The organism is Micromonospora thermarum, from assembly GCF_012034245.1.
Lineage (GTDB): Bacteria > Actinomycetota > Actinomycetes > Mycobacteriales > Micromonosporaceae > Micromonospora > Micromonospora thermarum.
Genome location: NZ_JAATEO010000002.1, coordinates 133,940 through 159,146 on the forward strand (window position 1 = coordinate 133,940; position 25,207 = coordinate 159,146).

Here is a 25,207-nt window from a genome sequence, read left to right on the forward strand (position 1 = left end):
TCGCCGCCGTCCTGCCGCGCCACCTCATCAGGCCGCCGCCAGGTCCGCGGCCGGTTCCGGGTGCTCGGTGGCGACGCGGGGCGGTGGTACGGCATCGACGAGCCGCCGGACCACCGACTCGGCGGACACCCCGTCGGCGACCGCGTCGAAGGAGAGCACCAGCCGGTGGGCGAGCACCTCCACGGCCAGATCGCGGATGTCCTCGGGCAGCACGTACTCCCGGCCGTGCAGCAGCGCCTGCGCCCGCGCGGCGGCGACCAGGCCCAGGGTGGCGCGGGGGCTCGCCCCGTACGCGAGCAGCGGAGCGATCTCGGGCAGCCCGAACCGGCCGGGGTCGCGGGTGGCGAGGACGAGCCGGACCACGTACTCGGCGAGGGCGTGGTGCACGAAGACGCGGGCCGCCCGGTCCTGGAGGTCGAGCAGCCGCTGGGGATCCAGCACCCGGCGTGGCGCGGGCCGGTCGACGCTCATCCGGTAGAGGATCGCAAGTTCCTCGTCGTCGCTCGGGTAGTCGACGACGATCTTCATCAGGAACCGGTCACGCTGTGCCTCGGGCAGCTGGTAGACGCCCTCGGACTCGATCGGGTTCTGGGTGGCCAGCACCAGGAACGGGGTGGGGACGTCCCAGCTCCGTCCGCCGATCGAGACCTGCCGCTCGGCCATGGCCTCCAGCAGCGCGGACTGGACCTTCGCCGGAGCCCGGTTGATCTCGTCCGCGAGCACCAGGTTCGCCATGATGGGGCCCAGCTCGATGTCGAAGGTCTCCCGGGAGGCCCGGTAGATACGGGTGCCGACGATGTCCGACGGGACCAGGTCGGGGGTGAACTGGATGCGGGAGAAGCTGCCGCCCACGACCGTGGCCAGCGTCTGCGCCGCGAGCGTCTTCGCGACGCCGGGCACCCCCTCGAGGAGGCAGTGACCGTCGGCGAGGAGCGCGGTGAGCAGCCGCTCGACAAGCCGGTCCTGCCCGACGATCACGCGTCTGACCTCGGCGAGGGTCTGCTGCAGCTCGGCGCCGGTCGCGTCGGGATCGACCGCGTTGGGCATGCTGGCCAGGGTGTCCGAGATGTCCGTCACGGTGCTTGCTTCCCGTGCCGGCCGTCGGACAAACGTCGGAATTACCGCCCCGACCAGGCACGTTCCGGTCGATCCGCGTCCGGAGCGGGACGAGCCACCCAGCCGGGCGACGGGAACCGGCTCCCGGCCGAGCGTGCACCCGGGAGCCGGTCCGTCCGGGGGTCAGACGATCTGGTGGACGACCAGGTGGAAGGGCAGGCTTCGGTTGTCGCCGTCCGATTCGCGGGTGGCCACGAAGACCGAGTTGGCCAGGTCGCGCCGGGGCGCCACCGCGATCTCCCCGCTCGGCGGGACGTACAGGTTCCGGGTGGTGCCGATGGTGGCGGTGTAGACGCCGGTGGAGACGTTCACCGGGAAGTTCACCGAGAACCAGCCGACGCCGACCTGGGTGACCGTGGTCCCCGGGTGGGAGGAGCGGGTGACCTGCCACACCCCGGTCACCGGGTTCTGCTCGACGACCGCCGCGTACAGGGCGCCGACGGCGAGCGTGCCCGCCGCACCCTTGGCGAGGGCGGCCTTCGCCGCCGCCCGCTCGGCCCCGCTCACCGGAGGCTGGACATTCGACCGCGGCTGGCGCAGCGACTGCGCGGCCTCGGCGGGAGGTTGTGCGACCGGCTTCGCGACGGCCATCCCGCCGCCGGCGAGGGTGAGGGCCAGGACGACGAACGCGATGGTCGCGGCCTTGCGTCTGAGGATCGAGGTCATGACAGGACTCCCTTTTTGTGACCGTGGTGATCCGGCCGACCCGGGAATGACGGGACGGTTGGCTGACGGTTTCGCCGGTGCGGAGAATGAGCGCCATTCGCCGGGAATCATTGATCGCCGGGCGCACCGCGAATGGCGATCTCGCACCGACCGCATGGCGGCTGAGCTGCGACAACTACTGGAAGTTGCGACACCGCAACCAGGTGGAAAGTAGCACCGTAAAAAGCCGGACGTCAATAGTCGATCACACTCGGTAAGCCCATTTCAAAAATGTGAAAATCGAACGGCAGCCTATTCGTGAAATGCTGTCGTTCTTCATTCAGGTCCGGGCGGCCGGGCGGTGACTTCGACACACGCCCTAGGCTGCTGGCGTGCGCGGAACGAACGGGGACGGCGGCGGGCGCGTCGCCACGATCGTCTGCTGGGCGGCCGTCGTGCCGGGCGTCGTGTGGGCGGCGGCCCGCCTGCTCGGCATGGACCGGGGGCCGCTCGTCCAGTTGCTGGCGTTCACGCCGTACGTCGCGGCGGGCAGCCTGCTCCCGCTGGTGCTGACCGTCGCCCTGCGGCGCCGGTGGCCCGCGGTGGTCGCGGCGGTGACGACGGTGGCGCTGGTCGCCGTGGTGGCTCCCCGGGCGTTCGGCTCGGCCCCGCCGGGTGCCGAGGGGCCGACCGTCCGGCTGCTGACCGCCAACCTGCTGGCCGGCACCGCCGACGCGCGGGTGCTCGTCGACCTGGTCCGCCGGCACTCGGTGGACGTGCTCGCCGTGCAGGAGTTCACGCCGGAGATCGGTGCGGAGCTGGACCGGCTGGGCCTGGACATCCTGCTGCCGCACCGGGAGCTGCACCCGGCCAAGGGCACGCTCGGCTCCGGCGTGTACGCGCGCTTCCCGGTCAGCGCGGGCGGCGTCCGGCACAACCGTGGCGGTTGGGGTTTCGACCAGGCGTACGGGACGGTCACGGTGCCGGGCGCGCCGCCGGTCCGGGTCGAGTCGGCGCATCCCGCCGCGCCGTACGCGATCGACCAGGTCGACCACTGGCGCACGGATCTCGCGGCACAGCCGCCGGCGACCCCGGGCGGGCCGCTGAGCATCCTCGCCGGCGACTTCAACGCGACGCTCGACCACGGCCCGTTGCGCACCCTGCTCGACACCGGCTACGTGGACGCGGCCGACGCGGCCGGGGCCGGGCTCACCGGGACGTGGGGGCCGTACGACGGCGACCCCATCCCGCCGGTCACCATCGACCACGTGCTGGTGGACCGGCGGATCGCCGTCCGCGCGGTCTCCGTGCACCCCGTCCGCGGCAGCGACCACCGCGCGGTGCTGGCCGTCCTCCGCCTCCCGGCCGGCGAGTGAGGAAGGGCCCCTTGTCACCGCCGGGGGTGCTGCAAGGGACCCTTCCTGACGCTGCTCACACCCGCGCCCGGTCCAGTCCGTACGTGAGGGCGTCGACGAGGGCGTGCCAGCTGGCCTCCACCACGTTCGGGTGCACCCCGACGGTGGTCCAGTCGCGGCCGGCGCCGTCGGACGTCTCCACCAGCACCCGGGTCACCGCGCCGGTGCCGTGGCTGCCCTCCAGGATCCGCACCTTGTAGTCGGCGAGCTCGAAGTCGCGCAGCTCCGGGTAGTGCTTCGCCAGGCCGACGCGCAGCGCCTCGTCGAGCGCGTTGACCGGGCCGTTCCCCTCGGCGGTGGCGATCACGCGCTCCCCGCGTACGCGGATCTTGACCGTCGCCTCGGAGACCACGGCGCCGTCCTCGCGGTGCTCGACCAGCACCCGGTACGACTCCAGCGCGAACGGCCGCGCGGGCGCCGCGTCCGGAAGCTCGGAGCGGACCAGCAGCTCGAACGAGGCGTCGGCGGCCTCGAAGGACCAGCCGCCGGCCTCCAGTTCCTTCACCCGGTTGGTGACCCGGGTCAGGGTCTCCGGATGGCCGGCCAGGTCCAGGCCCAGCTCGCGGCTCTTGAGCTCGACGCTGGCCCGGCCGGCCATCTCGGTGACGAGGATCCGCATGTCGTTGCCCACCACCTGTGGGTCCACGTGGTTGTAGAGCAGCGGATCCACCTTGATCGCGCTCGCGTGCAGCCCCGCCTTGTGGGCGAAGGCGGCGGCCCCGACGTAGGCCTGGTGGGTGTCGGGGGCGATGTTGGCGATCTCGGCGATGGCGTGGGAGACCCGCACCATCTGCTCCAGGCAGCCCTCCGGTAGGACGGGCATCCCGAGCTTGAGCTGGAGGTTCGCCACGACGGCGAAGATGTCGGCGTTGCCGGGGCGCTCGCCGTACCCGTTGGCGGTGCCCTGGACGTGCCGCACGCCCGCCTCCACCGCGGCGATGGTGTTGGCCACCGCGCACGCGGTGTCGTTCTGGCAGTGGATGCCGAGCAGGTCGGGGGCGACACCGAGCCGGTCGGTGAGGTCGGCGATCGCGGCGGTGACGTGGGACGGGAGCATGCCGCCGTTGGTGTCGCAGAGCACGAACCGCTCGGCGCCCGCGGCGAGCGCGGTCTCGACGACCGCCGCGGTGTACGCCGGGTCGTGCCGGTAGCCGTCGAAGAAGTGCTCGCCGTCGACGAACACCCGCCGCCCCTCGGCCACCAGATGGGCCACCGTGTCGTGGATCATCGCCAGGTTCTCCTTGGCGGTGGTCCGCAGCGCCCGCTCCACGTGCCGGAGGTCGGCCTTGGCGACCAGGGCGATCGCCGGCGTCTCCGCGTCGAGCAGGCCGCGTACCTGCGGGTCCTCGGCGACGGCCACCCCGGCCCGGCGGGTGGCGCCGAACGCGACCAGCACCGCGTGCCTCAGGTCGAGTTCGGTACGCGCCCGGCGGAAGAACTCGGTGTCCTTGGGCACGGCGCCCGGCCATCCGCCCTCGATGAAGCCGACACCGAACTCGTCCAGCAGCCGGGCCACCGCGAGCTTGTCGACCACCGAGTAGCTGAGCCCCTCGCGCTGGGCGCCGTCGCGCAAGGTCGTGTCGTAGACCTGGAACGTCATCGGGATCCTTTCTCAAGCAACAAAAAGACCCCCCGCGGATGCGGGAGGTCTGCGCGCTCGGCGGAGGGGAGGCCGGCGCGCTAGGTGGCAATAATCAGGATGGTGCTGGTCACGATCGTTACTGTGCCACCCGGGCGCTGGTTTTGGGAGCGCAATCCACATTCCGGGACGGTGACGGAGGGTCGCCATACCCCACCGAGTTCGGCGAGCCGCCCGAAATCCGACGTTGGTGATCAGCTCATAGGTCACCCGGCCGCCCATCAGTCGGAGACACCGCTGCGGAAGCATCTGGAACTGATCCAGTTACCGGCTTCGTGCCGCTGTCAAGGAGGACCTGTGCTCACTGTCGGTGACCGCTTCCCCGAGTACGAACTCACCGCCTGCGTGTCGCTCGAGGCCGACAAAGGCGTTCGAGACGATCAACCACAAGTCGTACGAGGGCAAGTGGCGGGTCGTGTTCTTCTGGCCGAAGGACTTCACGTTCGTCTGCCCGACGGAGATCGCCGAGTTCGGCCGGCTCAACGGCGAGTTCGCCGACCGGGACGCCCAGGTCCTCGGTGTGTCGGTGGACAACGAGTTCGTCCACTACGCCTGATCATGGGTCTCGACGCGGTGAAGGCGGCTCTTCCCGAGTACGCCAAGGACATCAAGCTGAACCTCGGCTCGACCATCGGCACCTCCACCCTGAAGCCGGAGCAGGCCTGGGGCACCGCCCTGGCCTGCGCGGTCGCGGCGCGCAACGCCGTGGTGCTGAGGGAGGTCGCCGAGGAGGCCGCCGCCCACCTCGGGCCGGAGACGGTCGAGGCGGCCAAGGGCGCCGCCGCGATCATGGCGATGAACAACGTCTACTACCGGGCCAAGCACCTGATTGGCGACGAGCAGTACCAGTCGATCCCGGCGCGGCTGCGGATGCAGATCATCGCCCGGCCGGACGTGGAGAAGGCCGACTTCGAGCTGTGGTGCCTCGCCGTCTCGGCGATCACCGGCTGCGGTGTCTGCCTGGAGTCGCACGAGAAGACCCTGCGCGCCGCCGGCTTCAGCCGCGAGCAGGTGCACGAGGGGCTCCGCATCGCCGCCGTCGTGCACGCCGCCGCGGTGACGCTCGACGCGGAGGCCGCACTCGCCTGAGCGCGGTCGGAAGGGCCGGCCGGTGCGGACCGGCCGGCCCTTTTCCGTGATTGCGGGTGTACCGATCTCGACACCGGGTAGGACATGGGGCTGACAGGCACCAACCCCCGATCAGTCGAGTAGAGGAGATGAAACGCCATGGAGCGGCTCGACCCTCGAACGACCCACGGGACGCCGGACCCGCTCGTCGCGGGTGGTCAGGACGCCTTCCCGGGCACGCCCGGCGGCACCTTCGACCCGTGGCGCTACCGGGAGGACGCCGGGGTGACCGGCGCCGACCTGGTGGGCTACAAGGTCGAGGCGACTGACGGCAGCATCGGCAAGGTGGACCGGGCCAGCCACGAGGTCAACTCCAGTTACCTCGTGGTCGACACCGGTCCGTGGATCTTCGGCAAGAAGGTCATGATCCCGGCCGGCACCGTCAACCACGTCGACCACGACGAGCGGAAGGTCTACGTCGACCGGAGCAAGGACCAGATCAAGGCCGCGCCCGAGTTCGACGAGACCGCCGACACCGACCCGGCCTACCGGGACAAGCTCGGTGGTTACTACGGCGACACGTACTCGGCCATCCCGCCGGGTACCGCCAGGTGACGGTGATCCTGTTCGACGGCCGGTGGGGCTCCGCCCCACCGGCCGTTACCGTGTCAGGGTGGACGCAATCGAGGTCACCCGCTTCTCCACCCTGTTCAACTTCCGCGACGTCGGCGGGCCGGTCGGCCACGACGGCCGCGCCGTCCGCCGGGGCCGGCTCTTCCGCTCCGACTCACCGCACCGCCTGGACGAGGCCGACCGGGACGCCCTGGCCGCGCTCGGGGTCCGGACCGTGCTGGACCTGCGCCGCCCGTACGAAGTGGAGCGCGACGGCCGGATCCCGGACCTGGACGGCGTGACCTGGCGGCACATCCACCCCGAGCACGCCGAGTGGAGCGACAACCCGTACCGGCCCGGCGCCGACCTGGCCCGCTACCTCGCCGACCGGTACGCGGACATGGCGCAGACCGGCACCGCCGGGCTGGGCGAGGCGATCGCGCTGATCGCCGACGAGGTCAACGCCCCGGTGCTGGTGCACTGCGTGGCCGGCAAGGACCGCACCGGCATCGTCTGCGGCCTCACGCTCGCCGTGCTCGGCGTCTCCGACGCCGACATCGCGGCCGACTACGCACTGAGCACCGAGGCCGGCGAGAAGTTCATGGCCTGGTTCATGTCGACCGGGAAGCAGGTGCGGCCGGGGCTGCCGCCGCTCACCTGCCCCGAGGAGGCGATGCTGCTGTTCCTCGCCGAGCTTCGCGAGGGGTACGGCTCGGTGGAGGGGTACCTGCGCCACGCGGGCGTCACGGACGCGCAGCTCGACATCCTCCGCGACCACCTGCTGGAGTGACGTGAGGGGCTCCTCCCCGTCGGGAGGAGCCCCTCACGTGACACCTCAGAACACGCGGTGGACCCAGTCGTGCGGGTCCGCGGCGTTGCCCCGCTGGATGTCGACCAGCTGCTGGCGCAGGGCCATCGTGACCCGGCCCGGCTCCCCACCGCCGATGAGGAACTCGCCGTCCGGGAAGCGCACCGTGCCGATCGGGGTGATCACGGCGGCGGTGCCGCAGGCGAACACCTCGCGCAGCCGGCCGCTGGCCGCGTCGGCCTGCCAGTCGGCGAACGTGACCGGCCGCTCCTCCACCCGGTGCCCCGCGCCGGCGGCCAGGGTGAGCACCGACTCCCGGGTGATGCCGGGCAGGATCGTGCCGGTCAGCGGCGGGGTGACCAGCGTGTCGTCGTCGTAGACGAAGAAGACGTTCATGCCGCCCAGCTCGTCGACGAACCGGCGCTCCACCGCGTCGAGGAAGACGACCTGGTCGCAGCCGTGCTCGATCGCCTCCGCCTGCGCGACGAGGGAGGCGGCGTAGTTGCCGCCGCACTTGGCCGCGCCGGTGCCGCCCGGCGCCGCGCGCGTGTAGTCCGGCGAGACCCAGACCGTCACCGGCCGGACCCCGCCAGAGAAGTACGCCCCGACCGGGGAGGCGATCACCGCGTACAGGTACTCGTTGGCGGGGCGGACACCGAGGAACACCTCGCTGGCGAACATGAACGGTCGCAGGTAGAGGCTGCCGTCCTCGCCCTCCGGGATCCACTCGCGGTCGACCTCGATGAGCTTGTGCAGCGAGTCGACGAAGGTCTCCTCGGGCAGCGTGGGCATCGCCATCCGCCGGGCGGACTCGGCGAACCGCGCCGCGTTGGCGTACGGGCGGAACATCGTCACCCCGCCGTCGGCGCACCGGTACGCCTTCATCCCCTCGAAGATCTCCTGCGCGTAGTGCAGGACGGCGGCGGCCGGGTCCATCGGGATCGGCGCCCGCGCCTCGACCCGGGCGTCGTACCAGCCCTTGCCGTCGGCGTAGCGGATGGTGACCATGTGGTCGGTGAAGACCCGCCCGAAGCCGGGGTTGGCCAGCAGGGCGGCCCGGTCGGCGGCGGATACCGGCGCGGGATTCGGACGGATCTCGAAGTCGAGCTTGTCACCACCGCTCATCGCGCTGACCTCCCTGGGGGGGAATGGCGGCACACAGGTCCGCATGCCGAGAAATCTGGTGCGAGAAACTTACCCCGAACGGTCGTTCAGCGGGTAGCGCCGCCGGGGCCGCGGGCACCGCCGGAAGGCCCGACAGGGCACCGCCCCTGGTGACGGGGACCGGGCCGGTCGGGGCCACGGGCGCCGGGTGCGGGGCCCGTGTCGCGGTCGCCGCGCGGGCGACCGGGCGGGTTCAGGCGGTCGCGTACGCGGCCAGCCGGTCACCGACCTCGTCGGTGCGTACCGGTACGCCGGGCGTCCGCGAGGCCAGTTCGGTGCCGACCGCGGCGGTGATCCGGGCCGCCTCCTCGGCGTGGCCGAGCTGGTCGAGCAGGAGGGCGGCGGAGAGCACCGCCGCCACCGGGTCGGCCACACCGCGGCCGGCGATGTCCGGCGCGGAGCCGTGCACCGGCTCGAACATCGACGGGTACGCGCCCTCGGGGTTGATGCTGCCGCTGGCCGCGAGCCCGATGCCACCGGTGACCGCGGCGGCGATGTCGGTGAGGATGTCACCGAACAGGTTGTCGGTGACCACCACGTCGTACCGCTGGGGCTGGGTCACCAGGAACATCGCGGCGGCGTCGACGTGCTGGTACTCCGTCGTCACGTCGGGGTGCTCGGCGGCGACCGTCTCGAAGGTGCGCGCCCACAGCGAGCCCGCGTGGGTGAGCACGTTGGTCTTGTGCACGAGGGTCACCTTGCGCCGCTCCCGGCGGCGGGCGCGGGCGAACGCGTCCCGGATCACCCGCTCCACCCCGTGCCGGGTGTTGAGGCTCTCCTCGGTGGCGATCTCGGCGGGGGTGCCCCGGTGCAGGCTGCCGCCGGCGCCCGCGTACAGGCCCTCGGTGCCCTCGCGCACCACGACCAGGTCGACCTCGCCGGGCTTGACTCCGCCGAGCGGGCCGGCGGTGCCGGGCCAGAGCCGCGACGGGCGCAGGTTCACGTACTGGTCGAAGGCGAACCGCAGCTTGAGCAGCAGACCCCGTTCCAGCACGCCGGGCGGGACGCTCGGGTCGCCGACCGCGCCCAGCAGGATGGCGTCGTGCCCGGCCAGCTCGTCGAGCACCGAGTCGGGCAGCACCTCGCCGGTGCGGTGGTAACGGGCGGCGCCGAGGTCGTACTCGGTGGCCTCCACACTCGGGAGGACCGCGTCGACGACCTTGCGGGCCTGCGCGACCACCTCAGGGCCGATACCGTCCCCGGCCACCACCGCGATCCGTGCCACGCTGCGCTCCTTCGCTCCACCGTCGCACCGACGGTACGCCGCCGTCCCGCCTCCCGGTACAAATCTTCCAGCATTCGGGAAACCAGGATGCACAGAAGGCTTCCAGGTGACATTCATGGTGCGGTCATCTCGGCTGCCTAGCCTGATGACCAGCGGGTCACGGGGGCTCGCGACCGGCGCCGCGACGGGGCGGAGCCGTCGGCCGAGGAGGCACGGTGATTATGAGGATCGACGAGCAGCCACGCACCCGGTGGGTCGACACGTCGGTCTTCCAGCCCCACCCGCGCCCGGACCTGCGCCTCGGCGCCCTGCACCACCGCGTCGACGGAGGCACGGCGACCGAAGACCGCATCGCCGTCCAGCACACGGTCCGCACCGCCACCGCCGAGTACACGCTGCTGCTCAACGCGCCCGAGCGGCTCGGCCGCCGGGGCGTCGGCGAGGCGCTGCGCGACGCGGTGGCGGAGCTGCGCGCGATCGACCTCACCTACGGGCCGACGCGGCCGGAGAGCCTGGTCTCCCGACTGCGCCGGGGCGAGATCAGCGCGGAGTCGTACCCGCCACTCGCCGACCTGGTGGACCGCTGCGCCGCGATGCGGGCCGCCACCGACGGCTGGTTCGACGCGTGGGCCGTCCCCGGCGGCTTCGACCCGGGCGGCCTGCTCGGCGGGTGGGCGGTCGAGCAGGCGGCGGCCCGGTTGCGCGCCACGGGCGTCCACGACTACGCCGTGCTCACGGGCGCCGACCTCGTCGTACGCGGCCACGCGCCGCACGGCGGCCCCTGGCGGGTGGCGGTGCACCACCCCACGGACCGGCGGCGCGCCCCGCTCGTGCTGGAGATGACCGCCGGCGCGGTCGGCACGTCCGGCGTGACCGGGCGACAGGGACACGTCGTGGACCCGCACACCGGCGAGCCGGCCGACCACCTGGTCTCCGCCACCGTCATCGGGCCGGACCTGGCCGTCGCCGACGCCTACGCCACCGCGCTCTACGCCGCCGGCCCCGCCGGCCTGGCCTGGTTCCGCGACGGATCCGACTACCGCGCGCTCTTCGCCCACCGCCGCTGACGGAAGTTGTTCCCGGGGGCGCCGGCGGACGGACGGAAGCTCGGCGAGTGGCCCCTCGGCAGCCGGTACGCGATCGGCCCCCACGGTCTCGGCAACGACCGTGAGGGCCGGTCAGCGACGAGTGCGCGTGGCTCGCGCAATCGAGGGGTGCGGGCCGGGCGGGCCCGGACGTCGACCTCGCCACCCGAAGACGGGCCCACGTCACGCGCTCGGCCAGTGACCGCACGGGTACGCTAGCGAATCGACGCAACTCGACGCAAGAGTCTCCACCACGGACCCTCCCGACAAGAATGCGACGGGCCTGCGGCGGGGCAATTTCGACACGGTGAACGACGGATGGCACGCTGTCCGCCGTGAGTTTCGATCTCAGCGTGTGGGCCCTGCCGGACGGGGCGACGCCCGAGGACGTACGAGCGGCGGTGCAACGGTGCCGGCAGGGCCAGCACACCGACCGCCAACCCGATCCCCGGGTCGTCGCCTTCTACCGGTCGATCACCACCGCGTACCCGGACCGTCCGGCCGGCGGGGACACGCCGTGGGCGGTGGCGCCGCTGCACGCGGCCGGTGACCACGTCGAACTGAACCTGCACCCGACCTGCGAGGACCAGGTGCTGCTGGACATCGAGCGGCTGGCCGGCGAGTACGGACTGATGCTCTTCGACGCCCAGGACGGCTCGGTCTACCCACCGCCCACCCGCGTCACCACCTGACGCCCCGCGGAGGCGGCGGAGGGGCCCGGTGCGTGCCGGGCCCCTCCGCGTCGTGCGCTCAGGTCACTCGTCGCGCAGGTCCGCGGCGCTGGCCGCGGTCGCGCCGATCGAGTCGGCCGCCGAGGTGAGCAGGTCGGCGCCGAGCGCCTGGTCGACGGTGAGCGTCATCAGCGTCTCGCCACCGGCCTCCCGGCGGGCCACCTGCATGGCGGCGATGTTGATGCCGGCCTCACCGAGCAGGGTGCCGACGGTGCCGACCACGCCGGGCCGGTCGACGTAGCGGAGGAAGACGAGGATGCCCTCCGCACCGATCTCGACGTCGAAGCCGTCCACCTCGGTCAGCTTGATGATGTCGCGGGTGCCGGCGGTGGTGACGGTGCCGGAGACGCTGACCGTACGGCCGTCGGGCAGGGCGCCGCGGATCGTGACCAGCACCGGGTGGTCGACGGTCTCGGCCTGGGTCGTGAGGGAGACCTCGACGCCCCGCTCGGCCGCGAGGTGCGGCGCGTTGACGTAGGTGACCTGCTCCTCGACCACCGAGCTGAACAGCCCCTTGGTGGCGGCGAGCTTGAGCACCGAGACGTCGTGGCTGACGATCTCGCCGCGGACCTCGACGGTCACGCTGGCGGCCACCCCGCCGGCGACCGCCGTGAAGGCCCGGCCGAGCTTCTCCGCCAGCGGCAGCAGCGGCCGGACGTCCTCGGCGACCACGCCGCCGGCCTGCACGTTCACCGCGTCCGGCACGAACTCGCCCTGGAGGGCCAGCTTGACGCTCCTGGCGACGGCCAGGCCGGCCTTGTCCTGCGCCTCGGCGGTGGACGCGCCCAGGTGCGGGGTGGCGACCACGTTGTCGAACGCGAACAGCGGCGAGGAGGTGCAGGGCTCCTTGGCGTACACGTCGACGCCGGCGCCGGCGACCCGGCCCTCGGCGATGGCGTCCGCGAGGGCCTGCTCGTCGACCAGGCCACCCCGTGCGGCGTTGACGATCCGCACGCCGGGCTTGACGATCGCCAGCTCCTTCTCCCCGATCAGGCCGACGGTCTCGGGCGTCTTCGGCAGGTGGATCGAGATGAAGTCGCTCTCCCGCAGCAGCTCCTCGAGGCCGACGAGGCGGACGCCGAGCTGGGCCGCCCGGGCCGGCTGGATGTACGGGTCGTACGCGATCAGCCGGGTGCCGAACGCGGCGATCCGCTGCGCGAAGAGCACGCCGATGCGGCCGAGGCCGACCACGCCGACGGTCTTGCCCTGGATCTCCACGCCGGTGTACTTCGACCGCTTCCACTCCCCCGCCTTCAGCGCGGCGCTGGCGCTGGCGGTGTTGCGGGCGACCGCAAGCAGCAGCGCGACGGCCTGCTCGGCGGCGGAGACGATGTTGGAGGTGGGGGCGTTGACGACCATGACGCCCCGCGCGGTGGCGGCCGGCACCTCGACGTTGTCCAGGCCGACGCCGGCCCGGGCGACGACCTTCAGGCGCGGCGCGGCGGCGATCGCCTCGGCGTCAATCTGGGTCGCACTGCGGACGATGACGGCGTCGGCCTCGGAGAGCGCCGAGAGCAGGGCCGGTCGGTCGGTGCCGTCCACGTGACGGACGTCGAAGTCGTGGGCGAGCACCTCGATGGCGGCGGGAGCGAGTTCTTCGGCGATCAGTACGACAGGATTCATTGGTCCTCGTAGATGTCGTCAGAGCGGTCGGCCGGTCGGCGGGAGGCGACGTTGCGCCCCGCCCTGGTCCGGGCCCATGGCCGTCAGGTGCCGGCTACGCACCTACTGGGATCGTAGGGGGCCGGTCGTGCCACTCACCCCGGACACCGGGGTGAGTGCCCTCACAAACGGCACATGACGTGCAGATTAACGATCGTTCGGGGGCAGGACACGACGGCACCCGGGCACCGCGCCGGGGAGAGCGCGGGCCCGGGTGCCGCACGGTGGAACGCTTCCGGGTCAGGCGGTCTCGGTGATCGGCCGGTCCACCCAGCTCATCATGCCGCGCAGCTTGCGGCCGGTCTCCTCGATCGGGTGCGCCGCGCCCTCGGCCTGCCACTTGCTGAAGTTCGGCCGGCCGGCCTCGTCCTCGGCCACCCACTCGCGGGCGAACTCGCCGGACTGGATCTCGCCCAGGATCTTGCGCATCTCCTCCTTGACCCGGGCGTCGATGACGCGCGGGCCGCGGGAGAGGTCGCCGTACTCGGCGGTGTCGGAGATGCTGTACCGCATCTTCGCGATGCCGCCCTCGTACATGAGGTCGACGATGAGCTTCAGCTCGTGCAGGCACTCGAAGTACGCCACCTCGGGCGCGTACCCGGCCTCGGTGAGCACCTCGAAGCCGGTCTGCACCAGCGCGGCCGCGCCACCGCAGAGCACCGCCTGCTCACCGAACAGGTCGGTCTCCGTCTCCTCCTTGAAGGAGGTCCGGATGGCGCCCGCCCGGGTGCCGCCGATGCCCTTCGCGTACGACAGGGCCAGCGCGAGCGCGCCGCCGCTGGCGTCCTGCTCGACGGCGACCAGGCAGGGCACGCCCTTGCCGTCGACGTACTGGCGCCGGACCAGGTGGCCCGGGCCCTTGGGGGCCACCATCGCCACGTCCACGTCGGCCGGCGGGGTGATCAGGCCGTAGCGGATGTTGAAGCCATGGCCGAAGAAGATCGCCTTGCCCGCGCTCAGGTTCGGCGCGATCGACTCGGCGTAGAGGCGGCGCTGCGCCGTGTCCGGGGCGAGAATCATGATCACGTCGGCCTCGGCCGCCGCCTCCGCGGGCGTGACCACCCGCAGGCCCTGCTCCTCGGCCTTGGCCCGGCTCTTCGAGCCCTCCTGCAGGCCGATCACCACGTCGACGCCGGAGTCCCGCAGCGACAGCGCGTGGGCGTGGCCCTGGCTGCCGTAGCCGATCACCGCGACCTTGCGGCCCTGGATCAGGCCCAGGTCGGCATCGTCGTCGTAGTACACCTCAACGCTCATGGAATTCCCTTTCGTACGGCGGCCCGGGCGGCCCGTCGTGGTCTGAAGCGGTGTGGAGGATCAGGCGGCCCGGAGCGCCGGACCGGCGGTGATGGAGCGCGAGCCGCGCCCGATCGCCACCGTGCCGGACTGGACCATCTCCTTGATGCCGAACGGTTCGAGGTCGCGCAGCAGCGCGTCCAGCTTGTCGGGGGTGCCGGTCGCCTCGATGGTCAGCGTGTCCGGCGCGACGTCGACCACCCGGGCGCGGAACAGGTTGACCGTCTCCAGCACCTGACCCCGCGCGTTGCGGTCCGCGCGAACCTTGACCAGCAGCAGTTCGCGGGCGACGGACACCTGCGGGTCCAGCTCAACGATCTTGAGTACGTTCACCAGCTTGTTGAGCTGCTTGGTGACCTGCTCCAGCGGGGACGACTCGGCGTTGACCACGATGGTGATGCGGGAGACGTCCGGGTTCTCGGTCTCGCCGACGGCGAGGCTGTCGATGTTGAAGCCACGCCGGGAGAACAGCCCGGACACCCGGGCCAGGACGCCGGGCTTGTTCTCCACCAGGACGCTCAGCGTGTGCATGGTCATCAGATGTCATCCTCGTCGAAGGCCGGGCGGACGCCGCGGGCGAACATGATCTCGTCGTTGCTGGTGCCGGCGGCGACCATCGGCCACACCATCGCGTCCTTGCCGACCACGAAGTCGATGACCACCGGGGCGTCGTTGATGGCCATCGCGGCCTCGATCGTCTTGTCGACGTCCTCGGCCGTCTCGCAGCGCAGGCCGATGCAGCCCAGCGCCTCGGCGAGCTTCACGAAGTCCGGGATGCGGTGCTTGTGCGTGCCCAGGTCCGTGTTGGAGTAGCGCTCCCCGTAGAACAGGGTCTGCCACTGGCGCACCATGCCGAGGTTGCCGTTGTTGATGACGGCGATCTTGACCGGGATGCCCTCCAGCGCGCAGGTCGCCAGCTCCTGGTTGGTCATCTGGAAGCAGCCGTCGCCGTCGATCCCCCAGACCACCGTGTCCGGCTTGCCGACCTTGGCGCCCATGGCCGCCGGCACCGCGTACCCCATCGTGCCGAGACCGCCGGAGTTCAACCACGTGTACGGCTTCTCGTACGAGATGAACTGGGACGCCCACATCTGGTGCTGGCCGACACCGGCGACGTAGATGGCGTCCGGGCCGGCGATCTCGCCGAGCCGCTTGATGACGTACTGCGGGGACAGGGTGCCGTCGGCCGGCTCCTCGTACCCCAGCGGGTAGCGCTTGCGCAGGTCGTCGAGCTGGGTCCACCAGTCGGCGAGGTCGGGACGGTGCCCGCCCGCCTGCTCGGTGGTGACCGCGCCGATCAGCTCGTCGATGACGTGCTTGGCGTCGCCCACGATCGGCACGTCCGCGTGGCGGTTCTTGCCGATCTCGGCCGGGTCGATGTCGGCGTGCACGACGGTCGCGTCCGGGGCGAACGAGTCCAGCCGGCCGGTGACCCGGTCGTCGAACCGCGCGCCGAGCGCGACGATCAGATCCGCCTTCTGGAAGCCGTAGACCGCCGCCACGGTGCCGTGCATGCCGGGCATGCCGAGGTGCTGCGGGTGCGAGTCGGGGAACGCGCCGAGCGCCATCAGCGTGGTGACCACCGGGATGCCGGTCAGCTCGGCGAGCTTGCGCAGCCCCTCGGTGGCGCCGGCCTTGAGCACGCCGCCGCCGACGTACAGCACCGGCCGCCGGGCGACGGCCATGAGCCGGGCCGCCTCGCGGATCTGCTTGCCGTGCGGGTGCAGCGTCGGCCGGTAGCCGGGCAGGTCGAGCGTCGGCGGCCAGGCGAACGTCGTCGGCGCCTGGAGGACGTCCTTGGGGATGTCCACCAGGACCGGGCCGGGCCGGCCGGTCGAGGCGAGGTGGAACGCCTCGGCGAGCACCCGGGGGATCTCGTCGGCGTTCTGGACCAGGAAGTTGTGCTTGGTGATCGGCAGGGTGATGCCCTGGATGTCCGCCTCCTGGAAGGCGTCCGTGCCGATCGAGGGCCGCGCGACCTGGCCGGTGATCGCCACCATCGGCACCGAGTCCATGTACGCGTCGGCGATCGGCGTGACCAGGTTCGTCGCGCCCGGCCCGGAGGTGGCGATGCAGACGCCGACCCGGCCGGTGGCCTGCGCGTAGCCGGTCGCGGCGTGCCCGGCGCCCTGCTCGTGCCGGACCAGGATGTGCCGGACGGTGGAGTCGTAGAGCGGGTCGTACGCCGGCAGGATCGCGCCACCGGGGATGCCGAAGACGACGTCGACGCCGAGGGCTTCGAGGGACCGCACGAGCGAACCGGCACCGGAGACCTGGGCCGGGGCGGGGGTGCGTACCCCCGGGACGGTCGGGGTGGTCGCGGCGCGGGCGGCCGGCTCGGCGTCGCGGGCCGGCTCGGCGGCCGCGCGGGCCCGCCGGGCGGAGTTGGCGAGGGTCTCGGGCGTGGGTCTCGTCATGGCGGTTCAGGCCTTCGGCTGGAGTGGGTGCGGCTCTCGGGCAGTGGAACGCGGGCGGGGCCCGCACCGATGGGGTCTGACGGCAACAAAAAAGCCCACGTGCAGGATGCACGGGGCCAGCGCACTCTCAGCGGGAGAGTGCGCTCACGTAAGTACTCGACGCGACCAGTTCGACGACATGCGGTCAAGCCTGACGCATCTCACGCGATGAGTCAACTGATCCCACATGTTGGTTAACGGATCTTGCGGAATCCCCCGTTCGGGTGGCATCGGGACCCTGTTCGACCTGCTCGAAGGCGGGTTGGCGGGGAGCCGGGAGCCTCGGCAGGCGTCGAGGAGGCGTGGGACGGGCCGGCGGAGCGGGCGGCGCCGAGGTCGGGACCGGCCGGGCGCCGGGCGACGTGGCGGCCTCCAGCATCGCTTCCAGGTGCTCGGCCGGCACCCCCCAGCCGAAGAGGGCGCCCTGCCCGAAACGGCAGCCGGCGGCCACCACCGCGGCCAGCTCGGTCGGGGTGGTGACGCCCTCGGCGATGACCTCCAGACCGAGCTGGTGACCCAGGCGCAACACGATGTCGACCATCGGGGCGAACGCCGGCCCGTCGGTACCGACCGGGCGGACCGGCTCGTGCTCGGCGACGAGGCTGTGGTCGATCTTGAGAATGTCGATCGGCAGGCGGCGCAGCTGGCCGAGCGACGAGTACCCGGCGCCGAAGTCGTCCAGCGCGATCCGGACGCCGGTCCGTCGCAGTGCGCTCAGCCGGCGGATCAGCTCGTCCAGGTCGGTCGCGACCGCGTGCTCGGTGACCTCCAGCACCAGGCGCTGCGATGGGACGTGGTGGGCGCGCAGCGCCTCGGCGACCTGGAGGACGTACTCCGGGGCGTGCAGCTCCCGGGGCGAGACGTTCACCGACACCCACACGTCGTGGCCGTCGGCCAGCCAGCGGGAGAGCTGGTGGCATGCCTCGTGCAGCACCCAGGCACCCAGCTTGGCGATCATCCCGCACTCCTCGGCGAGCGGGATGAACTCGTCGGGCCGCACGTTGCCCAGCTCCGGGTGGTGCCAGCGGAGCAGCGCCTCGGCCCCCACCGGGCGCACCGACGGCAGCGACGCGACCGGCTGGAACGCCAGCCGCAGCTCGCCGCGCTCGATCGCGCCGCGCAGCTCGTGCTCCAGGGTGGTCCGCCGGCGCAGCAGCCGGTCGTATGCGGCGTCGTACCGCTCGATCCGGTTCTTGCCGCGCTGCTTGGCGTACCGCAGGGCCAGGTCGGCGTGGCGCAGCAGCAGCTCGACGTCGAGCTCGCCGGCCCAGCCGGCGGTGCCGATGCTCACCGAGAGGAACACCGCCCCCTCCGGCTGCTCGTACGCCGCTCCGAGCAACCCGAGCAGTCGCTGACCGACCCGGTCGGCGTCGGCCGGCCGGCCCGGCATCAGCACGGCGAACTCGTCGCCGCCGAGCCGGGCCGCCACGTCGCCGGGCCGCAGGTTGCCGCGCAGTCGCCGGCCCACCTCGGCGAGGACCGCGTCACCGGCGTCGTGGCCCCGCATGTCGTTGACGTTCTTGAAGCCGTCCAGATCGAGGGTGAGCAGCACGCACGGGGTGCCCGCCTCCGCGCAGCGGTGCAGCGCCCGTAGCAGCCCGCGCCGGTTGGCCAGGCCGGTCAGCGGGTCGGTGTGCGCGAGCTCACGGAAGTGGGCCTCCCGCTCGGCCAGCCGGCCCGCGTACCTCCGGACGTCGTGCAGGGTCAGGTACTGCCGGGCCACCAGCGCGAAGCCCTCCACGCTGCCGGCAACGATGCCCAGCGCGTCGAACCGGCCGTCCTGGAGCAGGTGGTACATCGCCGAGGCCGCCATCGCGAACATCGGCAGCACCGCGTACTCGGCGTCGCGCCGGTTCACGTCGACCTCGAACCGGCAGGGCGGGTCGAGCCGGCGGACCACCAGCGCGACGGTCAACAGACCGGCGGCCAGCACCGCCGCCCCGACCACCGCCAGCACCGGGCCGGCCTGGCACAGGCCGGTGGCGATACCCAGCCCGCCGGTGGTCACGCCGACGGCGCCGGCCGCGAGCGTGGCGAGCCGGTGCCGCCGGGGCGGGGCACGGAAGACCAGAATGGTGGCCAGCCCCACGGTGAGCGCCGCGCTGACGGTGGCGAGCAGGATCGGCTCGCAGGCCATCGGGGTGGCGTCGCCGAGCAGCCGGGTCGGCGCGGAGAAGAGCACCCACCCCACGAACCAGAGCGCGGTGGCGACGATCAGGCCGTCCAGCGACAGTCGGGTGGCCACCCCGGGCGTGGGCGCCACGCCGGGCAGCCGCAGCAGCCCCGCCGCGAAGAGCAGCCCGCTGACGGCGGTGACCAGCGCCACGACCTCGGCCCAGCCGGTACGCCGCGTCGACCCGTGATCGGCGTGGCCCGCCGCCTCCAGCGCCACTCCCACCCCGACCAGCACCGCCACCAGCCCGACTCCGGCAGCGGCGGCGAGCAGCACGTACGTCGACCGGTGCCCGGCCGCCCGCCGGCGCGCGCCGACGGCCAGCAGCGCGGCGGCCGACGCGGCGACGAGCGCGCTCAACACCGCGACGGTGAGCATGCCCGGGGGTGACAGCACGCCTCAACTGTGCCGGATCGCCCTGCGTAATGGGGTACCGGGTGTGCATCTGTTGGGACACGTCCCGCGCGGGCGGCGGCCGCGCGGGCGGCGGTGCCAGACTGGTAGGCATGCCTGAGCTGCGGTCGAAGACCTCCACGCACGGTCGGACGATGGCCGGCGCCCGGGCCCTGTGGCGGGCCACCGGGATGACCGACGACGATTTCGGCAAGCCGATCGTCGCCATCGCCAACAGCTTCACCCAGTTCGTCCCCGGTCACGTACACCTCAAGGACCTCGGCGGCCTCGTCGCCGACGCGGTGGCCGAGGCCGGCGGGGTGGGCCGCGAGTTCAACACCATCGCGGTCGACGACGGCATCGCGATGGGCCACGGCGGGATGCTCTACTCGCTGCCCAGCCGGGAGCTGATCGCCGACGCCGTGGAGTACATGGTCAACGCCCACTGCGCGGACGCCCTGGTCTGCATCTCCAACTGCGACAAGATCACGCCGGGCATGCTGCTGGCCGCGCTCCGGCTCAACATCCCGACCGTCTTCGTCTCCGGCGGCCCGATGGAGGCCGGCAAGACGGTCGCGATCGAGGGCGTGGTCCACTCCAAGATCGACCTGATCGACGCCATGATCGCCGCCTCCAACGAGGCCGTGACCGAGGACCAGCTCGGGGCCATCGAACGCTCGGCCTGCCCGACCTGCGGCTCCTGCTCCGGCATGTTCACCGCCAACTCGATGAACTGCCTCACCGAGGCCATCGGCCTGGCGCTGCCCGGCAACGGCTCGACCCTCGCCACCCACGCCGCGCGCCGGTCGCTCTTCGTCGAGGCCGGACGCACCGTCGTGGAGATCGCCAAGCGGTGGTACGACGGCGACGACGCCTCGGTGCTGCCCCGGTCGATCGCGGGCCGGGCGGCCTTCGAGAACGCGGTCGCGCTGGACGTGGCGATGGGCGGGTCGACCAACACGATCCTGCACCTGCTCGCCGCCGCGCGGGAGGCCGAGCTGGACTTCGCCGTCGCCGACATCGACGCCATCTCCCGGCGGGTGCCCTGCCTCGCCAAGGTCGCACCGAACTCGCCGCAGTACCACATGGAGGACGTGCACCGGGCCGGCGGCATCCCGGCCATCCTCGGTGAGCTGGACCGCGCCGGCCTGCTCAACCGGGACGTGCACGCCGTGCACTCCCCCTCGCTGGAGCGCTGGCTCGCCGACTGGGACGTGCGCGGCGGATCGGCGACCCCGGAGGCGGTGGAGCTGTTCCACGCGGCGCCGGGCGGGGTGCGTACCACCGAGCCGTTCTCGACCACCAACCGCTGGTCGTCGCTGGACACCGACGCGGCCGGCGGCTGCGTCCGGGACCGCGAGCACGCGTACAGCGCCGACGGCGGGCTGGCCATCCTGCACGGCAACCTCGCGCCGGACGGCTGCGTGGTGAAGACCGCCGGGGTGCCCGAGGAGTGCCTGACGTTCCGCGGGCCGGCGAAGGTCTACGAGTCGCAGGACGACGCGGTGTCGGCGATCCTCGCCAAGGAGGTCGTCGCCGGGGACGTGGTGGTGATCCGGTACGAGGGGCCGAAGGGCGGCCCGGGCATGCAGGAGATGCTCTACCCCACCTCGTTCCTCAAGGGTCGCGGGCTGGGCCGGGCCTGCGCGCTGCTCACCGACGGGCGGTTCTCCGGCGGCACCTCCGGGCTGTCCATCGGGCATGTCTCGCCGGAGGCGGCCTCCGGGGGCCTGATCGCGCTGGTCGAGGAGGGCGACGAGATCGTCATCGACATCCCGGGGCGCTCCATCGAGCTGAACGTGCCGGACGACGTGCTCCAGGCCCGGCGGATCGCCCAGGAGAAGCGGGACCGCCCGTACACCCCGGTCGACCGGCAGCGCCCGGTGTCGGCGGCGCTGCGCGCGTACGCCTCGATGGCCACCTCGGCCAGCGACGGCGCCTACCGCCGCGTCCCGGAGTGACAGGAAGGGCCTCCTCGCCGGGCTCGGCGCACTGCCCGGGTGACCCGTCGGGAAGGTCTTGAGGGAACTCGGCCCCTGGAAGGGCCACCTTCTTCCCTGGTCTCGCGTTACCGGGCCGACGGTGGCGTGGCCGGATCCGCTCCGGCGAGCGCCAGCCGGCGGGCGTACGCGATGGCGGCCGGGGTGTCCGGGAAGATCAGTCCCGCACGGCGCAGCTCGTCGGCGACGCCGAGGGCGCTGAGCACCTGGTCGTGACCCGGCGTGATGCCGGAGACCAGCACCACGATGCCGCGCGACCGCAGCCGGTCGATGGCGTCGCCGAGCACCTGCGCTCCGGTCGCGTCGATCGTCGACACCCGGGACATGCGCAGGATCACCACGCGGACGTCGGCCACCTCGGCCAGCTCCAGCAGAAACGTGTGCGCGGCGGCGAAGAAGAGCGGCCCGTCCAGCCGGTACGCGACGATGTGCTCGGCGAGCAGCGCGTGTTCCTCAGCGCTGTGCTCGCCCGGGTCGAGGGGCACCTGTTCCAGCCGGGCGCTGCGCGCCACCGCCCGCAGCGCGAGGACGACCGCCACGGCCAACCCGACCGCGACAGCGGTCACCAGGTCCCAGATCACGGTGACGCCGAAGGTCAACACGAGGACCGTGGCGTCGCCCCGGGTGGCGCGCAGCAGCGCCCGGAGCGACGCGGCCTCGACCATCCGGACGGTGGTGGCCAGCAGCACCCCGGCCAGCGCGGCGAGCGGGATCCGGCCGACGAGCGGGGCGGCGGCGAGCACGATCACCGCGAGCGCGACCGCATGGGTGAGCGCGGCGAGCTTCGACGCGGCCCCCGCCCGGACGTTCACGGCGGTGCGGGCGATGGCGGCCGTCGCCGGAATGCCGCCGAAGAGCGGAGCGGCCAGGTTGGCCAGCCCCTGCCCGAAGAGCTCCCGGTCCGGGTCGTGCCGCTCACCGACCGTCAATCCGTCGGCGACCGTCGCCGACAGCAGGCTCTCCAGCGCGGCGAGCGCGGCCACCGCCAGCGCGCTGGGCAGCAGCACGCCGACCGCGCCGAGGTCGAGGAAGTCCAACGACGGTGCCGGCCACCCCTGGGGCAGCTCGCCGATGCGGGCCAGCTCGACCGGGACGAGTTCGGCGAGGAGGGTCGCGGCAGCCACGCCGACCAGGGAGAACGGCAGGCCGGGACGCCACCGGGCGCCGAGCAGCATGAGCGCCGCCACCCCGAGCGCCATCACGACGGCCGCCGGACGGGGGTGGACGACGAAACGGGCGACGGCGTCCGCGGCCACCGCCCACACCTTGTCGCCGTGGGCGTCGGTGACGCCAAGGGCCGCCGGCACCTGTTGTAGGGCGATGACCACGGCGATGCCGGCGGTGAAGCCCTCGATCACCGGGGTCGGCAGGTAGCGGACGTACCGGCCGAGGCGGGCCAGCGCGAGGGCGACGAGGATGAGCCCGGCGAGCGCGCCGACCATCAGCACCCCGGTCGCGCCGAACCGCTGCACGACCGGCACGAGCACTACGGTCATCGCCCCGGTCGGGCCGGAGACCTGGAGGTTCGAGCCGCCGAAGACGGCCGCCACGGCACCGGCGACCACGGCCGTCACCAGCCCCGCCTCGGCGCCGAGGCCGGAGGTGACGCCGAAGGCGAGGGCCAGCGGCAACGCGACCACGGCCACGGTCAGGCCGGCGATCAGGTCCCGGCGGGGCGAGCGGCGGACCGCCGCCCAGTCGGCCCGGCCGGGCAGCATCCCGAGCACCCGGTCCCGCAACAGAGCGGTGGCGGCCGGTCGTCCCGGCGCGGCCTCCACGTGGGTGGCCACCGGCGACACTCCCGTCACCGGTCCTCGCCGGAGGCGCGCAGTTCGTCCAGGAGGGCGTCCCGGTCGGTGAGCACCGCACCGAGGATGCGCCGCCCGGCGGCGAGGAGGTCGGCCACGTCGGGGGTGCTCAGCGCGTACATGACCAGGGGCCCGTCCCGCCACGTGGTGACCATGCCGGCGCGGCGCAGCACGGCGAGCTGCTGGGAGAGGTTGGACGGCTCGACGTCGATCGCGACGAGCAGGTCGCGGACCGGCTTGGGGCCGTCCTGGAGCAGCTCGAGGACCCGGATGCGGACCGGGTGCCCGAGAGTACGGAACAGCTCCGCCTTCGCCTGGTACAGCGGCACGGACACGAGAAACCCTCCCCACGAGACCTGAAGACTTTACCACTTGCGAAAATCTTCAAATTGCTCCACAGATGGGACCGACGACGGCAGTCGGTGCGCCCGATCCAGGCGAGCCGCGCCTCGTTGTCGTCGACGTACGGGTCGGCGATGAGCCCGGCGGCGAGCAGGTCGGTGTGGACGCAGCCGGGGACGGCGGCCGGCACCACCCGGTCGGCGACAGTGGCCGGCACCTGCGGCCCGGACAGCGCCCGCAGGGTCCAGCCCTCGTGCAACGGGGTCACGACTTCACCGCATCCGCGCGAGCGTCTAACTGAACCGGATAAGTGACGACACCGTACGGGCGGCCTGCAACCGCGTCAACGGCCGGTCAACGAAGCGACGCGCGGGGTAACGGCCGGAGCCTCTGGGAGCGTGCTCATACGGGGTGAAGCGCTTCCTGACGCACCTTCGAGCGCCGGTTCGGCGTTTCCGCCCACACGCCGGCTGACGTAGGCTGAACCGAGCAAGTGGTCACCAGCCGACGATGACACGGGGGCGGCGGAGCACGAAGGGGGCGCCGGTGAAGCGGCCGACGATCGCCGACGTCGCACGACGGGCCGGAGTGTCGAAGGGAGCTGTCTCCTACGCGCTCAACGGCCAGCCCGGCGTCTCGGAGGCGACCCGGCAACGCATCCTCGCCGTCGCGGCGGAGATCGGCTTCAGTCGCAGCAGTGCCGCCCGGGCGCTGTCCGGCTCCGCCTCGGACGCCATCGGCCTGGCGCTGTGCCGGCCCGCCCGCACCCTCGGGATCGAGCCGTTCTTCATGGAGCTGATCAGCGGCGTCGAGGCGGAACTCTCCGCCCGGTCGTACGCGCTGACCCTCCAGGTGGTCGCCGACCAGGACGCCGAGATCGCGGTCTACCGCCGCTGGTGGGGCGAGCGGCGGGTGGACGGGGTGCTCGTGTGCGACCTGCGCACCGACGACCGGCGCGTCCCGGTCCTGGAGGAGCTGGGCCTGCCCGCCGTCGTGATCGGCGGCCCCGGCGGCACGGGGCGGCTCGCCAGCGTCTGGTCCGACGACGCGGCCGCCCTGGTGGAGACCGTGGAGTACCTGGCCGCCCTCGGCCACCGCCGCATCGCGCGGGTCGGCGGCCTGCCCGAGCTGCTGCACACGTCCATCCGCACGGAGGCCTTCACCCAGGTGTGCCGGCGGCTCGACCTGCCCGACGCGGTGACCGTCCCGTCCGACTACACCGGCGAGGAGGGCGCCCGCGCCACCCGCCGCCTGCTCAGCTCGCCCGCGCGGCCCACCGCCGTCATCTACGACAACGACGTGATGGCGATCGCCGGGCTGTCGGTGGCGCAGGAGATGGGGCTCGCCGTCCCGGGCGACCTGTCCATCGTGGCCTGGGACGACTCGCCGCTGTGCCGGCTGGTGCACCCGCCGCTGACCGCGCTGGGCCGGGACATCCCCGCGTACGGCGTACACGCCGCCCGGCAACTGCTCGCGGTGATCGGTGGGGCGTCGGTCGGCGAGTTCCGGGACGAGACCGCCCACCTCACCCCGCGCGGCAGCACCGCATCGCCACTCCGGATCGGCTGAACC

General features: G+C 72.7%; 21 protein-coding genes and 1 pseudogene. 9 read left to right on the plus strand and 13 right to left on the minus strand.

Features of this window, described 5'->3' with window-relative positions; translation table 11 throughout:
• Positions 1–27: 27 nt before the first annotated feature.
• Together HCJ94_RS02400 and HCJ94_RS02405 are read right to left on the minus strand one after the other, a co-directional pair.
• Complete coding sequence (locus tag HCJ94_RS02400) at positions 28–1,077, minus strand: AAA family ATPase (protein WP_167999290.1); 1,050 nt, start codon at positions 1,075–1,077, stop codon at positions 28–30.
• Positions 1,078–1,239: 162 nt separating this feature from the next.
• Positions 1,240–1,782: a hypothetical protein gene (locus HCJ94_RS02405; RefSeq protein ID WP_167999291.1), complete on the minus strand. Its 543-nt coding sequence runs from the start codon at positions 1,780–1,782 to the stop codon at positions 1,240–1,242.
• A 473-nt stretch (positions 1,783–2,255) separates the two neighbouring features.
• On the opposite strand from HCJ94_RS02405, the gene HCJ94_RS02410 reads away from it, so the two are divergent.
• The gene (locus HCJ94_RS02410) at positions 2,256–3,137 is read left to right on the plus strand and encodes an endonuclease/exonuclease/phosphatase family protein (protein WP_167999449.1); all 882 of its coding nucleotides are present in this window, start codon (positions 2,256–2,258) and stop codon (positions 3,135–3,137) included.
• A 55-nt stretch (positions 3,138–3,192) separates the two neighbouring features.
• Here the strand turns inward: HCJ94_RS02410 and cimA are convergent, their stop codons facing one another.
• Positions 3,193–4,776, minus strand: coding sequence for a citramalate synthase (gene cimA, locus HCJ94_RS02415; RefSeq protein WP_167999292.1), 1,584 nt, complete (start codon positions 4,774–4,776; stop codon positions 3,193–3,195).
• A 454-nt stretch (positions 4,777–5,230) separates the two neighbouring features.
• Here cimA and HCJ94_RS31615 point away from each other — a divergent pair, with 454 nt between their 5' ends.
• The 4 genes from HCJ94_RS31615 to HCJ94_RS02435 all read left to right on the plus strand — a co-directional run bounded on the left by HCJ94_RS31615 (position 5,231) and on the right by HCJ94_RS02435 (position 7,285).
• On the plus strand, positions 5,231–5,371 hold the full coding sequence (locus tag HCJ94_RS31615; RefSeq protein ID WP_444939638.1) for a redoxin domain-containing protein: 141 nt from the start codon (positions 5,231–5,233) through the stop codon (positions 5,369–5,371).
• 2 nt (positions 5,372–5,373) lie between these two features.
• Positions 5,374–5,904 carry an alkylhydroperoxidase, AhpD family gene (ahpD, locus tag HCJ94_RS02425; RefSeq protein ID WP_167999293.1) on the plus strand — a complete coding sequence of 177 codons (531 nt, stop codon included), beginning with the start codon at positions 5,374–5,376 and terminating at the stop codon, positions 5,902–5,904.
• A gap of 138 nt (positions 5,905–6,042) precedes the next feature.
• Positions 6,043–6,498 (plus strand): PRC-barrel domain-containing protein, encoded by a 456-nt coding sequence (locus HCJ94_RS02430; protein WP_167999294.1) that lies wholly within the window; start codon positions 6,043–6,045, stop codon positions 6,496–6,498.
• 58 nt (positions 6,499–6,556) lie between these two features.
• A complete protein-coding gene (locus HCJ94_RS02435) occupies positions 6,557–7,285 on the plus strand; it encodes a tyrosine-protein phosphatase (RefSeq protein ID WP_167999295.1) in 729 nt (242 codons plus the stop codon).
• Between the two features lie 45 nt (positions 7,286–7,330).
• Here the strand turns inward: HCJ94_RS02435 and HCJ94_RS02440 are convergent, their stop codons facing one another.
• A complete protein-coding gene (locus tag HCJ94_RS02440; protein WP_167999296.1) occupies positions 7,331–8,428 on the minus strand; it encodes a branched-chain amino acid aminotransferase in 1,098 nt (365 codons plus the stop codon).
• Between the two features lie 232 nt (positions 8,429–8,660).
• A complete protein-coding gene (locus HCJ94_RS02445) occupies positions 8,661–9,692 on the minus strand; it encodes a 3-isopropylmalate dehydrogenase (RefSeq protein WP_167999297.1) in 1,032 nt (343 codons plus the stop codon).
• A 221-nt stretch (positions 9,693–9,913) separates the two neighbouring features.
• Here HCJ94_RS02445 and HCJ94_RS02450 point away from each other — a divergent pair, with 221 nt between their 5' ends.
• Together HCJ94_RS02450 and HCJ94_RS02455 are read left to right on the plus strand one after the other, a co-directional pair.
• On the plus strand, positions 9,914–10,759 hold the full coding sequence (locus tag HCJ94_RS02450; protein WP_205800522.1) for an FAD:protein FMN transferase: 846 nt from the start codon (positions 9,914–9,916) through the stop codon (positions 10,757–10,759).
• Positions 10,760–11,112: 353 nt separating this feature from the next.
• Positions 11,113–11,469 (plus strand): hypothetical protein, encoded by a 357-nt coding sequence (locus HCJ94_RS02455; RefSeq protein WP_167999299.1) that lies wholly within the window; start codon positions 11,113–11,115, stop codon positions 11,467–11,469.
• Between the two features lie 63 nt (positions 11,470–11,532).
• Here HCJ94_RS02455 and serA read toward each other — a convergent pair whose 3' ends face one another.
• The 5 genes from serA to HCJ94_RS02480 all read right to left on the minus strand — a co-directional run bounded on the left by serA (position 11,533) and on the right by HCJ94_RS02480 (position 19,470).
• Positions 11,533–13,131, minus strand: a complete 1,599-nt coding sequence (serA, locus tag HCJ94_RS02460) for a phosphoglycerate dehydrogenase (RefSeq protein ID WP_167999300.1) — start codon at positions 13,129–13,131, stop codon at positions 11,533–11,535.
• Positions 13,132–13,410: 279 nt separating this feature from the next.
• Positions 13,411–14,424 carry a ketol-acid reductoisomerase gene (gene ilvC / locus HCJ94_RS02465; RefSeq protein ID WP_167999301.1) on the minus strand — a complete coding sequence of 338 codons (1,014 nt, stop codon included), beginning with the start codon at positions 14,422–14,424 and terminating at the stop codon, positions 13,411–13,413.
• Positions 14,425–14,484: 60 nt separating this feature from the next.
• Positions 14,485–15,000, minus strand: a complete 516-nt coding sequence (ilvN, locus tag HCJ94_RS02470; RefSeq protein WP_073832451.1) for an acetolactate synthase small subunit — start codon at positions 14,998–15,000, stop codon at positions 14,485–14,487.
• Entirely contained in the window at positions 15,000–16,880 is a 1,881-nt protein-coding gene (locus HCJ94_RS02475; RefSeq protein ID WP_167999302.1) for an acetolactate synthase large subunit, read from the minus strand. The genes ilvN and HCJ94_RS02475 overlap by 1 nt, the downstream gene beginning before the upstream one ends.
• 184 nt (positions 16,881–17,064) lie before the next feature.
• Positions 17,065–19,470, minus strand: coding sequence for a putative bifunctional diguanylate cyclase/phosphodiesterase (locus HCJ94_RS02480; RefSeq protein WP_205800571.1), 2,406 nt, complete (start codon positions 19,468–19,470; stop codon positions 17,065–17,067).
• 128 nt (positions 19,471–19,598) lie between these two features.
• On the opposite strand from HCJ94_RS02480, the gene ilvD reads away from it, so the two are divergent.
• Positions 19,599–21,446 carry a dihydroxy-acid dehydratase gene (ilvD, locus tag HCJ94_RS02485; RefSeq protein WP_167999304.1) on the plus strand — a complete coding sequence of 616 codons (1,848 nt, stop codon included), beginning with the start codon at positions 19,599–19,601 and terminating at the stop codon, positions 21,444–21,446.
• Positions 21,447–21,553: 107 nt separating this feature from the next.
• Here the strand turns inward: ilvD and HCJ94_RS02490 are convergent, their stop codons facing one another.
• The 3 genes and pseudogenes from HCJ94_RS02490 to HCJ94_RS29850 all read right to left on the minus strand — a co-directional run.
• A complete protein-coding gene (locus tag HCJ94_RS02490) occupies positions 21,554–23,203 on the minus strand; it encodes a SulP family inorganic anion transporter (RefSeq protein WP_240943860.1) in 1,650 nt (549 codons plus the stop codon).
• A gap of 86 nt (positions 23,204–23,289) precedes the next feature.
• Complete coding sequence (locus HCJ94_RS02495) at positions 23,290–23,628, minus strand: ArsR/SmtB family transcription factor (protein WP_167999305.1); 339 nt, start codon at positions 23,626–23,628, stop codon at positions 23,290–23,292.
• Between the two features lie 83 nt (positions 23,629–23,711).
• Positions 23,712–23,903, minus strand: a pseudogene (locus tag HCJ94_RS29850) (glycosyl hydrolase 2 galactose-binding domain-containing protein); the annotation flags it as partial.
• A 242-nt stretch (positions 23,904–24,145) separates the two neighbouring features.
• Between HCJ94_RS29850 and HCJ94_RS02505 the strand changes: the two are divergent.
• A complete protein-coding gene (locus tag HCJ94_RS02505; RefSeq protein WP_167999306.1) occupies positions 24,146–25,204 on the plus strand; it encodes a LacI family DNA-binding transcriptional regulator in 1,059 nt (352 codons plus the stop codon).
• Positions 25,205–25,207 lie beyond the last annotated feature (3 nt).

Bases quoted from the DNA above. Each gene is read 5' to 3' on its own strand.
- HCJ94_RS02430 (WP_167999294.1), top strand. From the start codon at position 6,043: ATGGAGCGGCTCGACCCTCGAACGACCCACGGGACGCCGGACCCGCTC.
- serA (WP_167999300.1), bottom strand. From the start codon at position 13,131: ATGAATCCTGTCGTACTGATCGCCGAAGAACTCGCTCCCGCCGCCATC.
- cimA (WP_167999292.1), bottom strand. From the start codon at position 4,776: ATGACGTTCCAGGTCTACGACACGACCTTGCGCGACGGCGCCCAGCGC.
- ilvD (WP_167999304.1), top strand. From the start codon at position 19,599: ATGCCTGAGCTGCGGTCGAAGACCTCCACGCACGGTCGGACGATGGCC.
- ilvN (WP_073832451.1), bottom strand. From the start codon at position 15,000: ATGACCATGCACACGCTGAGCGTCCTGGTGGAGAACAAGCCCGGCGTC.
- HCJ94_RS02505 (WP_167999306.1), top strand. From the start codon at position 24,146: ATGACACGGGGGCGGCGGAGCACGAAGGGGGCGCCGGTGAAGCGGCCG.
- ahpD (WP_167999293.1), top strand. From the start codon at position 5,374: ATGGGTCTCGACGCGGTGAAGGCGGCTCTTCCCGAGTACGCCAAGGAC.
- HCJ94_RS02405 (WP_167999291.1), bottom strand. From the start codon at position 1,782: ATGACCTCGATCCTCAGACGCAAGGCCGCGACCATCGCGTTCGTCGTC.
- HCJ94_RS02475 (WP_167999302.1), bottom strand. From the start codon at position 16,880: ATGACGAGACCCACGCCCGAGACCCTCGCCAACTCCGCCCGGCGGGCC.
- HCJ94_RS02410 (WP_167999449.1), top strand. From the start codon at position 2,256: ATGGACCGGGGGCCGCTCGTCCAGTTGCTGGCGTTCACGCCGTACGTC.
- HCJ94_RS02490 (WP_240943860.1), bottom strand. From the start codon at position 23,203: ATGCTGCCCGGCCGGGCCGACTGGGCGGCGGTCCGCCGCTCGCCCCGC.
- HCJ94_RS02480 (WP_205800571.1), bottom strand. From the start codon at position 19,470: ATGCTCACCGTCGCGGTGTTGAGCGCGCTCGTCGCCGCGTCGGCCGCC.
- ilvC (WP_167999301.1), bottom strand. From the start codon at position 14,424: ATGAGCGTTGAGGTGTACTACGACGACGATGCCGACCTGGGCCTGATC.
- HCJ94_RS02450 (WP_205800522.1), top strand. From the start codon at position 9,914: ATGAGGATCGACGAGCAGCCACGCACCCGGTGGGTCGACACGTCGGTC.
- HCJ94_RS02440 (WP_167999296.1), bottom strand. From the start codon at position 8,428: ATGAGCGGTGGTGACAAGCTCGACTTCGAGATCCGTCCGAATCCCGCG.